Origin of the sequence: Gibbsiella dentisursi (assembly GCF_039539505.1) — a bacterium.
Classification (GTDB): domain Bacteria; phylum Pseudomonadota; class Gammaproteobacteria; order Enterobacterales; family Enterobacteriaceae; genus Gibbsiella; species Gibbsiella quercinecans.
Window position 1 is genome coordinate 460,494 of record NZ_BAABDG010000007.1, and the last position, 12,379, is coordinate 472,872.

Below are 12,379 nucleotides of genomic sequence, written 5' to 3' on the forward strand. Positions count from 1 at the left end.
GCATGAGCGCACAACCCCTGCTGCAACTGAGCGGCATTAGCCGCCGTTTCAAGGCTGGCGAGCAAACCGTTACGGTGCTGAACAACATCAATTTGACGATCAACCGCGGCGAAATGGTGGCGATCGTCGGCGCCTCTGGTTCTGGCAAATCCACGCTGATGAACATCCTCGGCTGCCTCGATCGCCCCAGCAGCGGCGATTATCAAGTGGCGGGGCGCAGCACCGGGCAATTGGATCGCGACAGCTTGGCTGAACTGCGCCGCGAACATTTCGGCTTTATCTTCCAGCGTTATCATTTGCTGCGGGATCTCACCGCACGCGGCAACGTTGAAGTGCCCGCCATTTACGCCGGCTACGCGCGCATTGCCCGGCAGCAACGGGCCGAGGATCTGCTTAAGCGCCTGGGGTTAGGCGATCGCCTGGATTACCACCCCGGCCAGCTTTCCGGCGGCCAGCAGCAACGCGTCAGCATCGCCCGGGCGCTGATTAACGGCGGCGAGGTGATCCTGGCGGATGAGCCCACCGGCGCGCTGGACAGCCGCAGCGGGCAGGAAGTGCTGGCGATCCTTAAAGATCTGCACGCCCGCGGCCACACGGTGATCCTGGTTACCCACGATATGCAGATCGCCGGCAACGCCCAGCGCATTATCGAGATACACGATGGCGAAATCGTCGCCGACCGGCAGAAAACGCCGCCGGTGACTGCCCTGCTGCCGAAAAAGCCCGACCACACCAGCAGCCATTGGTTGGCACAGCGCGACCGTTTTCTCGAAGCGTTCAAAATGGCGTTGCTGGCGATGGCGTCGCAACGCCTGCGTACCCTGCTGACCATGTTGGGCATTATCATCGGCATTGCCTCCGTGGTTTCCGTCGTTGCGCTGGGCAAAGGCTCACAGCAGCGTGTATTGGCCGACATCAGCGCGATGGGCACCAGCACGTTGGAGATATTCCCCGGCAAGGATTTCGGCGACATGCGCTCCGCAGCCATCCAAACCCTGCGCGCCACCGACGCCGACGCGTTGGCGCAGCAGAACTACGTGCACAGCGTCACGCCAAGCCTGTCTACCTCCACCACCCTGCGCTATGGCAACCGCTCGGTCAGCGGCACGGTCAATGGCGTGGGCGAGCAGTACTTCCTGGTGCGGGGATACAATATCGACAGCGGTATGGCGTTCAACCGCACCAGTGTTGAACACCTGATGCAGGAAGTGGTGATCGATGAAAATACGCGCGATAAGCTGTTCCCTGCCGGTAAAAACCCCATTGGGGAAGTGCTCCTGCTGGGTTCCCTGCCTTGCCGGGTCATCGGCGTGGTTGCCAAAAAACAGAGCGGCTTCGGCAGCGATGAAAATCTTAATGTGTGGATCCCTTACACCACGGCGATGAAACGCATGCTCGGCCAAAGCTACCTGAAAAGCATCACGGTGCGGGTCAACGACGATATCGATCTGAGCACCGCGGAAGACGGCATTACCCGCCTGCTGACCCAGCGCCACGGCAGCAAAGACTTTTTCGTGATGAACACCGACAGCATTCGCCAGATGATCGAAAAAACCACGGCGACCCTGACCCTGCTGGTATCGATGATCGCGTTGATCTCACTGATTGTCGGCGGGATCGGCGTCATGAATATCATGCTGGTCTCGGTGACGGAGCGGACGCGTGAAATCGGCGTGCGGATGGCGGTGGGTGCCCGCGCCAGCGATATCATGCAGCAATTTCTGATTGAAGCAGTGCTGGTGTGCCTGCTGGGCGGCGCGCTGGGGGTGCTGCTGTCGCTGGGGATTGGCGTCTTGTTCGGCCAGTTCAGCAGCCGCTTCGGCATGGTGTATTCACTGGGTTCGATCGTCGCGGCTTTTGTCTGTTCGACGCTGATTGGCGTGATTTTCGGCTTTTTCCCCGCCAAACGCGCCGCGGCGATGGACCCGATCCATGCGCTGGAAAGGGAATAACCCGATGATCGCGGGGCGGCGCGCATGCCGCCCCGTTTTAGATCTTAATTAAAGACCCCAGTGGAAAGGTAACGATCGCCGCGATCGCAGATTATCGCCACTACCAGGCTGCCGGGGTTGGCCGCCGCAATCTGCAAGGCCCCGGCCACCGCGCCGCCGGAGCTGACGCCGCAAAAGATGCCTTCGCGCTGCGCCAGCAGCCGCATGGTCTGTTCCGCATCGATCTGCGCCATATCCAGCACCTGATCAACCAATTCGGGGCGGAAAATACGCGGCAGATAGGCTGGCGGCCAGCGGCGAATACCTGGGATGTTGCTGCCTTCCGCCGGCTGCAGGCCGATAATCCTCACCGCGGGGTTTTGGCTTTTCAGGTAGCCGCCAACCCCGGTAATGGTTCCGGTGGTGCCCATGCTGGAAACGAAGTGGGTGATGCGTTGCTGCGTTTGCCGCCAGATTTCCGGCCCGGTGGTGGTGAAATGCGCATATGGGTTATCCAGGTTGTTGAACTGATCCAATACCTTGCCCTGCCCCTGCTGCTGCATGTGCAGCGCCAGATCGCGCGCGCCTTCCATCCCCTGCTCGCGGCTGACCAGGATCAGCTCCGCACCGTATGCGCGCATCGCCGCCTGGCGTTCGATGCTCATGTTTTCGGGCATCAGCAGTTTGAGGGAATAGCCTTTGAGTGCCGCGATCATCGCCAGCGCGATGCCGGTATTGCCGCTGGTCGCTTCGATCAGCGTATCCCCCGGCGAAATCTCGCCGCGAAGTTCCGCCTGTTGGATCATCGCCAACGCGGCGCGGTCTTTGACTGAGCCGGCGGGATTGTTACCTTCCAGCTTAACCCACACTTCGCTGTTCAGCCCTGCGACCAAGCGTTGTAGTTTTACCAGCGGGGTATTCCCGATGCATTGTTCCAGCGTTGTCACTCTATCTGCCTGTATCAACCGTTTTGGACGGTTAAAATTATCAGGCGCTTTTCGCTAACGCAACAGGCTGCAACAATTGATTACCGGCATACAGGCGCGCATTGAGACTGCCGACAAAGTAGCGGCTGCCGCGCTCTGGGGTGCCATTGCCTTCCGGCAACACCACGCTGATCGGCTCCTGATGCCAGCCGAGCGGCTGCACCACCAGTTGCCAATAGTGGCCACGCGGGCTGATTTCCAGCACCTGCACCGGCAGCGGGCAGCGAACGCTGCTTTCCGTGCTGATTTCCATTTCCCACGGGCGCAGGAACAGTTCAACCGGCCCCTGGTGCATCGGTTGGAACGACAGCGGCCACTGATGGGCGCCGACAAACAGTTGTGAACCCCGGATTTCGCCGTTAAGGCGGTTAACCTCACCCATAAACTCCAGCACGAAGCGGGTGGCGGGTTCGCGCATGATATCGCTCGGCGCGCCGACCTGTTCAATATTGCCCTGGCTCATCACCACGATACGATCGGCGACTTCCATCGCCTCTTCCTGATCGTGCGTCACGAACACACTGGTGAACTTCAGCTCTTCATGCAGTTGACGCAGCCAGCGGCGCAGTTCTTTACGCACCTGGGCATCCAGGGCGCCGAAAGGCTCATCCAACAGCAGGATTTGCGGCTCCACCGCCAGCGCACGGGCTAACGCCACACGCTGTTTCTGCCCGCCGGACAGTTGCGAGGGGAAACGGTTGGCCAGATGGGCCAGTTGCACCATTTCCAGCAGTTGCTGCACTTTTTGTTTGATCGCCGCCGCATTGGGGCGCTCACGGCGCGGCAGCACCGTCAGGCCGAACGCCACGTTATCGAAGACGGTCATATGGCGGAACAGCGCGTAGTGCTGGAACACAAAGCCAACCTGACGATCGCGTGCATGCACCCGGCTAACGTCGGTGCCGTGGAAGCTCAGCCTGCCGCCGCTTTGGCTTTCCAGGCCGGCAATAATGCGCAGCAAGGTGGTTTTGCCGGAGCCGGAAGGCCCCAGCAACGCCACCATCTCACCGGAAGGAATATCGAGCGAGATATCGTTCAATACCTTGGTACGACCGAAATATTTATTGATGCTGTTAATCTCAATGCTCATTATTTGCCTCCCGATCGCGCCGTATGTTCTGGCGTTCCAACCGCCACTGCAGCGCACTCTTCAAAAATAGGGTCACGATTGCCATCAGGGTCAACAGCGCAGCCGCCGTAAAGGAGCCGACGGTGTTGTAATCCTGCTGCAATAACTCAACCTGCAGCGGCAAGCTGTAGGTCTCGCCGCGGATAGAACCAGAAACTACCGATACCGCGCCGAATTCGCCGATGGCTCGCGCGTTGGTCAACACCACGCCGTACAGCAGCGCCCAACGGATATTCGGCAGCGTCACACGGCGGAACATCTGCCAGCCGGATGCGCCCAGCAACACGGCAGCTTCGTCTTCCTGGCTGCCCTGGCTGAGCATCATCGGCACCAGTTCACGCACTACAAACGGGCAGGTGACGAACACCGTGACCAGCACCATGCCCGGCCAGGCGAACATCAGCTGGATATTGTGCGCATCCAGCCAGCCGCCCAGCAGGCCATTGCTGCCGTAAAACAGCAGGTAAATCAGCCCCGCCACTACCGGCGAGACGGCAAACGGAATGTCGATCAACGTCAGCAACAGCTGGCGGCCCGGAAAACTAAAGCGCGTCACCAGCCATGCCAGCAGCGTGCCGAACACCAGATTGACCGGTACCGTGATCAGCGCGATCAGCACCGTCAGCCAAATCGCATGCAACATGTCCGCATCAAGCAGGTTGCGCCACATTTCGCCGGCGCCCTTGGAAAAGGCCTCGGCAAAAATCGAAATCATGGGGATCACCAGCAACAGCAGCGAAAACAGCATGCCAAGGCCGATCAGAACCCATTTGCCCCAGTTGATGCCAGGGCGTTCAACGCCATTAAAGGCAGTCACATCAGCCATCAGTGCCCCCCGATGCGTTTGCCAAAGCGGCTTTGCAGCATATTGATGCTAAACAGCAACAGCAGCGACGCCGCCAGAATCACCGAGGCGATAGCGCTCGCCGCCGGGTAGTCGAATTCCTGCAACCGCACAAAAATCATCAGCGAGGTCACTTCCGTTTTCCAGGCGATGTTGCCGGCGATAAAAATCACCGCGCCGAATTCGCCCAGGCTGCGGGTGAAGGAGATCGCCGTGCCGGCCAACAGCGCCGGCGCCACTTCCGGCAGCACCACACGGCGGAAGCTCTGCCAGCGGGTCGCCCCCAGGGTTTCCGCCGCTTCTTCATATTCCGGCCCCAATTCTTCCAACACCGGCTGCACGGTGCGCACCACGAACGGGATGCTGGTAAAGGCCATCGCCACCGCAATCCCCAACCAGGTAAAGGTGACCTTGATATCAAAATGCGCCAGCCACTGCCCATACCAGCCCGTGGTGGAAAACAGCCCCGCCAGCGTTAAGCCCGCCACTGCGGTGGGCAACGCAAACGGCAAATCCATCAGGCCATCAAGCAACGCACGGCCGGGGAAACGATAACGCGTCAGTATCCAGGCCATCAGCATGCCGAATACGGCATTGAACAGGCTGGCAACCGTCGCCGACAGCAAGGTGACCTTGTAGGCGGCCACCACCTGCGGGCTGGTGACCACTTCCCAATATTGCGCCAGGCTCATCTGCGCCAGTTGCATCACCAACGCGCTGAGCGGCAGGAGTAAAATCAGGCAGACGTAAAACAGACTGCTGCCCAGGCTAAGGCCAAATCCGGGCAATACCCGTTTACTGGTGGACGACAACAACATTACTTATGCCCTGCTGCTAACAACCGATCCAGTTCGCCGCCGGTGGCAAAATGCGTGCTCATCACCTGCGGCCAACTGCCAAACTGATCTTCCACCCGGAACAAGCGGGTTTCAGGGAACTGATTTTTTGCCGCGTCCATCGCCTTCTGGTCATACACGCGGTAGTAGAAACTGGTGATCACCTTCTGGGCCGCCGGGCTGTAGAGGTAATTCAGGTAGTCTTTGGCCACCTGCTCGGTGCCGTTACGCTGCACGTTGCTGTCCACCCAGGCCACCGGAAACTCCGCCAGAATATCCACCGGCGGCACGATCACCTGATAATTGTCTTCACCGTACTGTTTACGGATATTATTCACTTCGGATTCGAAGCTTATCAGCACATCCCCCAGGCCACGTTCCACGAAGGTGGTGGTCGCGCCGCGCCCGCCGGTGTCGAACACCTCTACGTTTTTCAGGAACTGGGTCATAAACGCGCGGGTTTTGGCCGCGTCGTTGCCGTCAGCCTGGCTGGCGGCGCCCCAGGCGGCCAGATAGGTATAACGGCCATTGCCGGAGGTTTTCGGGTTCGGGAACACCAGCTTGACATCGCTACGCACCAGATCGTCCCAGCTCTTGATGCCTTTCGGGTTACCTTTGCGCACCAGGAACGCCATGGTGGAATAAAAAGGCGAACTGTTGTTCGGTAAACGCGCCTGCCAGTCAGCCGGGATCAGCTGCCCGCGATCGTGCAGGATCTGCACATCGCTCACCTGGTTATAGGTCACTACATCCGCGCGCAGCCCCTGCAGGATCGCCAACGCCTGCTTTGACGAGCCGGCGTGGGATTGCTTGATTGTCAGCGTATCGCCCGGGTGCTGTTGGTTCCATTGTTGTTCGAACCCTGGGTTCAACGCGGCGAACAGCTCACGGGAAACGTCGTAGGAACTGTTGAGCAATTCAGCCGCAGAAACGCTACCGGCGGCCAACAGTGCGGCCGCCAGCCATCCTTTCAGCATCAGATTCTTAACCCGCGTTGTTTTCATTGTGCACCTTATCACTGTGTCAATCCGTCGAACTCTCGCCCTGATGATGAAAGACCCGCCCCGCTGATGGCCCCCAGCACGACGACGGGAATAAACGTAGTGTATTTATAACTGAGTAAAGACCTGTAACGCTTTTATATACCGTTTAGTGATTTTCAAGCATGAAATGCTATAAGAGGGACACGCGGAGGTTTATACGGGAAGGCATTCGCCGCCGGGCGCAAGCAAGCAGCCCCGGCGGAACAGGTCATCCCCAGCAATCGCACGATTGCCGGGCGTGGCAGGAACTACAGTGACAGCAGGCGCGTCAGCGAAGGCGCAAAATAGTAGCTGCCGCTTACCGCGCGGCTAAAGCGCAGCATCTGGTCGCGTTTGCCGTCCAGATCGCCGAACATGCTCAACAGTTGCTGTTCGATATTATGCAAACGCGCGCAATAGGCAATAAAGTACAGGCCGTGTTTGCCGCTGGCGGTGCCGTAAGGCAGGCTTTGGCGCAGGATCTTCAGCCCTTTGCCATCCTCTTTCAGATCGACCCGGCTAACGTGGGAGGTATCCGGGCGCTGGTCGGCAGGCAACTCTTCGCTGTCGGCCTTGGTGCGGCCGATGATTTGCTCTTGCTGTTCGGTTGAAAAACGCTGCCACTGGCGCAGATTGTGTTCATAGCGCTGCACCAGCACATAGCTGCCGCCTTCGTCTTCTTCACCGGCGCCAATCACCGCGACTACCGGGCGCTTCGCACCCTGCGGGTTTTCGGTGCCGTCAATAAAGCCGCTCAGATCGCGATCTTCCACCCAGCGGAAACCGTGGGTTTCTTCTTCCACCCTGATGGCATTGCCGAAGGCCGCCAGCGCGGCCTGCGCCAGCGAAAAGTTAACGTCATGACGCAGGGATTGAATATGGATCAGCATATCGCGCTGGGTGGCCGGCGCCAGCCCCTTGCCCAGCGGGGTGAACGGTTTGAGCTCTCGCGCACCCTGGCCGCCGGAAAGATCGCGCCAAACGTCGTAGCCGAAGGCGATTACCGCGCCCAGGCCCGCCTGCGGGAACTGCTGCTGCAATTCCGCCAACGCCCGGCAAAACTGTTTGCACCCCTGGCGCAAATCGGCGAACTCCCCCTGAACCATGGCTTCCATAAAAATGCCAAAACGGCAGTGTTCCAGCAAAATGCCGCTCTGAACCTGTGTCATGTTGTTATCCTCATACCTAAACGGGCAACAGGTTCGCAGTTCTGGGCTGCTCCCCTGCCAAAAAATACGCGCTATCATAACGTATACTGGCAGGATTGACTTGCCTGAACGCAAAGAAAAAGGCGTTAATCAATGCATTACGGGCTAACGCGGCGTTTTATTGCACTTTGGCATGCCAGATAATCTTGCTGACGGTCCAGGTTTTCAACGTGTCGTCAGGTGGGATAATGCTCTGGGGGCCGGCCCATTTACCATCAAAGATGTAGGTCACATAGCGGCTTTGCGGCGCCACGCATTCCACTTTGCCGGCATCGTCCCCTTCCGCGGGCTTACAGGCGCCAAAGGCTTTGCCGTACATATCGCCAAACGCCGTGCCCAACTTGCTGCCCCATTCGGTGGCGATGCTACGATCCATCACGTCTACGCGTTGCACCCGGCCTTTGGCTTCGCCGGTAATCACCAGCTTCACCGCATCCCCCTCCATCGCCTGATAATAAGAGATAATCTGGCCGTTGCTGGTGGCCATACCGCTGCGCAGGCGGTAGTTATCGTTCAGGCCGTCATTGACCGCCGTCTCCGACATCGGTGTGCCGGCCGTGATGCCGCCAACGCCTTTGGCGCTGACCTTCAGGCTGCTGCCGAACCAGTTCCAGGGGGAAAGGCTTGACCAGGAAAAATCAGACAGCGTCGAACAGCCAGTCAGTAACAGCGGCAGCCCTAACAGCAGTGGGCGAATATTCATTTCATCACTCCTTAACATCGCGTGGCAAAGCTGCGGCCTTGCCGCATTCGGCGTTTTTCTGCGTGCCAGCCTCTCACAACTGCACGCCAGGCGCCATAGGTTGCGTGTTTGGAGTACAGAAATAGAGAAAAGTGCCGCAATAGGGCTCACGCTTGCGCAGCCCACGGGGCAAAACAGGCGCGCAGGCGTGGGCTACGCCACAGATAAACCAGCGCCAGCACGTCCATCAGCGCCAACAGGATCCCCAGCCCGGCGGCATCCGCCCCCTGCTGCCACAGGCTATAGAGCACGCCCGCCAGCGCCGCCAGGCCGGCAGCCAACAACACCCAATAGCTTGCCTGCCAACAACGCGGCCAGCGCTGGCGCCGCCCGCACAGCAGGAAGGCCAACACCGCCGGCAGCCCCATCAGCATGCCGAACCCAAAAGACTCCCGATCCGGATAGAAGATGCGCAGCAGCCCTTCGCCCTGTTGGCTGGAAGCACCGGCGATCACCAGCAGGATCCAGGTACGCGCCTGTAAAATTAATACGCCCCAAAACCAGATCGGCAAACGCAAAACGCCATGCCGATCGTAATCATCCGGGGAAAAATACCGTGGTGAAACCTTCACGCCGTGTTCCTTGCTCAAGAGGTTATTACCAGTAGGCGGCGTTCCGCAGCGCCCTGGGTGCCATGGCCTATTGTGGGGCACAACCCCGTATTGCCAGATGGTGGTAAACCTGCGCTTTTTCAATCCGCCGGCTTAAGAAGCGCTTAAGATCCGTATGTTCTAATCCTTCTCAGCAAACGGCCCCGACCGACGGGGTGTACGTTCACTCAAGCAAGAAGGATGCTTCATTATGACAAAATTCACTCTGGCCGCTTTACTGACTATTTTCGCCCTGCCGGCTCTGGCGCAACAAGGGGGCTTTTCTGGCCCCGGCACACCGCAGGCGCAGCCTGCCGCCACGCAACAGGGCGGCTTCTCCGGCCCCGGCGCCGCCCTGACCAGCGTTGATAACGTCAAATCGCTGAACGACGACAGTTGGGTCACGCTGCAGGGCAACATTACGCAGCGCGTGGGGGATGATAGCTACACGTTCCGCGATGCCAGCGGCACCCTGACCGTGGAAATCGACCACAAACGCTGGAACGGCCAAACCATTACGCCGCAGGATAAAGTACAGTTGGAAGGCAAGGTGGACAAAGACTGGAACAGCGTGGAAGTGGATGTGAAAAATATCAAAAAAATACCGTAACGGCGATGATGTCGGTGGCCCTTTCGGCCACCGAAATACCCCATCAGAAATAGGTCGGCATGGCCTCCAGCAGTTGCAGATCGTCATCCACCAGGCACACCGAACGCCATTTATCGAAGGTCAAACACGGGTGCGACGCGCCAAACGCGATCACATCCCCCACCCGTAGCCCGTGATCCGGCGGCAGTTGCAAAAAGGCGTGCTGATCCATCATTTCACGCACCTGCCAACGCGCATCCAGCAATTGCGGCACGCCGTCGGCCGCTCCGCGCCCCAGCCGATACAGGCGCAGCGGCGTCGGCAAGCCGGCGTCAAACGCCACGTCCCGTTTCCCCAACGCCACAATCGCACTGCCGGGCTCAGGCAAAGACTGTATGTGCGCCCACACTTCCATCGCCGGCAGTAAGGCGCTGCCCAGCTCCGGGTGGCGCTGCAGCAGCGCCGCCTGGGATGTTTTGTACAGCCCATGATCGTGCACAAGATAACAACCTGGGCGCAGCAGCGGGGAAAAGTGCGCTTCAGCCCCCTGGCGTTTAAACGCTTCGGCCACCAGATCGTACCAGGCGGAGCCGGAAGCAGTGACATAGGGCCGCGCCAGGCCGAACTTGCCCGCCGCCAATAACGTCACCGCCGTTTCGACCAGGTAAGCGGCAAAGCGGCGGATCCCCTCTTCCGGCCGATCGCCGTGGATCACCCCTTCATAACCTTCGATACCGCTCAGCACCAGCGCCGGGCACGCTGCCACCGCCGCCAGTACCGCATCCGCCTGCTCCGGCGAACGGCAGCCGCAGCGCCCATGCGGCACGCCCAACTCCAGCATCACGTTCAGCGTTAACCCTTGGGCGGCAAAAAACTGCCCCAGTTCGCGCACGTTGTCGGAATCGTCCACCAGGCAATGGAACTCCAGATCGCCTGCGCGCAGTAACCCGGCGATGATCGCCATGTTGGGCTGCCCCACCAGTTGGTTAGCCAGCAAAATGCGGCGCACACCGTGCTGATAAGCCACCGCGCACTGCACCGCCGTCGCCATGGTGATCCCCCAGGCGCCGTGCGCCAACTGGCGGCGAAACAACGCCGGGGTCATGGTCGTTTTGCCATGCGGCGCCAACCGCGCGCCATGGCGCACGGCATAATCCTGCATCCAGGCCAGGTTGTGCTCCAAAGCGCGCTGGTGCAGCACCAGCGCCGGCAGGCTGATATCCGCCAACAGGCGCTTGCCGGTCACAGCCGCGCCTTTTTCCCTACTCGTTGAAAGCGTGTTGTTCATCATAACCCCATCAAGTTGATGGGCTGCCGGAGAGGCGCATCTCCATCTCGCGGGCAGCCTGCAGCAGCACCTGGCGGTAATGTTGATAATTCGCCTTGGCGTCGCCACGCGGCGCAACGATACAGAACGTGGCGACGCAGCGCTGCTGCTCATAAATACCTGCGGCAAAACAATGGGTATAGTTATCGGCAATGCTGTCGAACGAGAAGAAACGCGCCTGGTGCGCCTGGCGGATCTCCTGCAGAAACCCCGCCTGCGGCAAAAACTCACCGTTGGGCAGGCGGAAGTCTTCCGGCGGGATCAGCGCCAGGATCTCTTCATCGCTCAGATGCCCCACCAGCAGGCGGCCGGACGCCGTCCATGGGATCGGCGTGTCCTCCCCCACTTCCGAAGAGATGCGGAACGGGCGATCGCCTTCACGCATGAGCGCAACGTTGTATTTCCTGCCGTTCAGCAGGCACATCTGCGCCGTTTCTCGCGTGCTGCTAACAATCTGCTCCAGGAAGCGATCTGATTCCCGGGTAAAGTCGAAATGGTTCAGGTGCGCCTGGCCGAGGAAATACAGCTCGCGCCCCAGATACACCAAGCCATCTTTCCCCACCGGCTCCAGAATGCAGCGCTCCAGCAGCAACGCGACCATCTCATATACCGTCGATTTCGGTGCGCCAATACCTTTGGCAATATCGTGCGGGCGCAGCGGCTGGCGCTGCTTTTTCAGGAAATCCAGTATCTCGAACGCACGATCGAGCCCTTTAACCCGGCGGCGGGTATCCGGCGCAGTCATCATAAAAACCCCATTGCTCCTGTTTGGCCATTGGCGGCTATTTGGCTTTATAGGCCACGCACTCCACCTCGACCTTACAATCTACCATCATCCTGGACTGCACGCAGGCGCGTGCTGGAGCAGCGGCGGAGAAATACTCGCTGAACACCTTGTTGAAGCTCCAGAAATCGCGTGGGTCATCCAGCCAGACGCCGACACGCACCACGTGTTCCAGGCCGTAACCCGCCTCATGCAGAATAGCGATCAGGTTCTGGATCGCCTTGTGCGACTGTTCGATAATGCCGCCGGCAACCACTTCCCCCTGCGCCATGGCGATCTGCCCGGAAACAAACAGCCAACCATCGGCTTCCACTGCACGGGCAAACGGCAATGGTTGCCCACCGGCGCCATGTTCACCGGCACCATAACGAGTAATGCTCATTGATACGCT

At 59.5% G+C, this 12,379-nt stretch carries 13 protein-coding genes; 2 read left to right on the top strand and 11 right to left on the bottom strand.

Annotated features, from left to right (window positions below; translation table 11 throughout):
• Nucleotides 1–2 precede the first annotated feature (2 nt).
• On the top strand, nt 3–1,952 hold the full coding sequence (locus tag ABFX35_RS16320) for a MacB family efflux pump subunit (RefSeq protein WP_346082182.1): 1,950 nt from the start codon (nt 3–5) through the stop codon (nt 1,950–1,952).
• A gap of 44 nt (nt 1,953–1,996) precedes the next feature.
• Here the strand turns inward: ABFX35_RS16320 and cysM are convergent, their stop codons facing one another.
• The 8 genes from cysM to ABFX35_RS16360 all read right to left on the bottom strand — a co-directional run bounded on the left by cysM (nt 1,997) and on the right by ABFX35_RS16360 (nt 9,270).
• On the bottom strand, nt 1,997–2,878 hold the full coding sequence (gene cysM / locus ABFX35_RS16325) for a cysteine synthase CysM (protein ID WP_346082183.1): 882 nt from the start codon (nt 2,876–2,878) through the stop codon (nt 1,997–1,999).
• Between the two features lie 40 nt (nt 2,879–2,918).
• Nucleotides 2,919–4,007 (bottom strand): sulfate/thiosulfate ABC transporter ATP-binding protein CysA, encoded by a 1,089-nt coding sequence (gene cysA, locus ABFX35_RS16330; RefSeq protein WP_346082184.1) that lies wholly within the window; start codon nt 4,005–4,007, stop codon nt 2,919–2,921.
• Complete coding sequence (cysW, locus tag ABFX35_RS16335; RefSeq protein WP_279024331.1) at nt 3,997–4,872, bottom strand: sulfate/thiosulfate ABC transporter permease CysW; 876 nt, start codon at nt 4,870–4,872, stop codon at nt 3,997–3,999. Before cysW ends, cysA begins: the two co-directional genes overlap by 11 nt.
• Nucleotides 4,872–5,705, bottom strand: a complete 834-nt coding sequence (gene cysT / locus ABFX35_RS16340) for a sulfate/thiosulfate ABC transporter permease CysT (RefSeq protein WP_279024382.1) — start codon at nt 5,703–5,705, stop codon at nt 4,872–4,874. The genes cysW and cysT overlap by 1 nt, the downstream gene beginning before the upstream one ends.
• Nucleotides 5,706–5,707: 2 nt before the next feature.
• Nucleotides 5,708–6,730, bottom strand: coding sequence for a sulfate ABC transporter substrate-binding protein (locus ABFX35_RS16345; protein ID WP_346082185.1), 1,023 nt, complete (start codon nt 6,728–6,730; stop codon nt 5,708–5,710).
• Nucleotides 6,731–7,017: 287 nt separating this feature from the next.
• Nucleotides 7,018–7,917 (bottom strand): Dyp-type peroxidase, encoded by a 900-nt coding sequence (locus ABFX35_RS16350; protein WP_346082186.1) that lies wholly within the window; start codon nt 7,915–7,917, stop codon nt 7,018–7,020.
• 157 nt (nt 7,918–8,074) lie between these two features.
• Nucleotides 8,075–8,659 (bottom strand): RpoE-regulated lipoprotein, encoded by a 585-nt coding sequence (locus tag ABFX35_RS16355; protein WP_346082187.1) that lies wholly within the window; start codon nt 8,657–8,659, stop codon nt 8,075–8,077.
• Between the two features lie 146 nt (nt 8,660–8,805).
• Complete coding sequence (locus ABFX35_RS16360) at nt 8,806–9,270, bottom strand: DUF2919 domain-containing protein (RefSeq protein WP_346082188.1); 465 nt, start codon at nt 9,268–9,270, stop codon at nt 8,806–8,808.
• A 229-nt stretch (nt 9,271–9,499) separates the two neighbouring features.
• On the opposite strand from ABFX35_RS16360, the gene ABFX35_RS16365 reads away from it, so the two are divergent.
• Nucleotides 9,500–9,898, top strand: coding sequence for a YgiW/YdeI family stress tolerance OB fold protein (locus tag ABFX35_RS16365; RefSeq protein WP_095847814.1), 399 nt, complete (start codon nt 9,500–9,502; stop codon nt 9,896–9,898).
• 43 nt (nt 9,899–9,941) lie between these two features.
• On the opposite strand, the gene ABFX35_RS16370 is transcribed toward ABFX35_RS16365, so the two are convergent.
• The 3 genes from ABFX35_RS16370 to ABFX35_RS16380 are packed head-to-tail and all read right to left on the bottom strand — an operon-like array spanning nt 9,942 to nt 12,370.
• Nucleotides 9,942–11,123, bottom strand: coding sequence for an amino acid deaminase (locus ABFX35_RS16370; RefSeq protein ID WP_346082189.1), 1,182 nt, complete (start codon nt 11,121–11,123; stop codon nt 9,942–9,944).
• A 52-nt stretch (nt 11,124–11,175) separates the two neighbouring features.
• Nucleotides 11,176–11,952, bottom strand: a complete 777-nt coding sequence (locus tag ABFX35_RS16375) for an IclR family transcriptional regulator (protein ID WP_346082190.1) — start codon at nt 11,950–11,952, stop codon at nt 11,176–11,178.
• 34 nt (nt 11,953–11,986) lie between these two features.
• On the bottom strand, nt 11,987–12,370 hold the full coding sequence (locus tag ABFX35_RS16380; RefSeq protein ID WP_279027923.1) for a RidA family protein: 384 nt from the start codon (nt 12,368–12,370) through the stop codon (nt 11,987–11,989).
• Nucleotides 12,371–12,379: the final 9 nt, after the last annotated feature.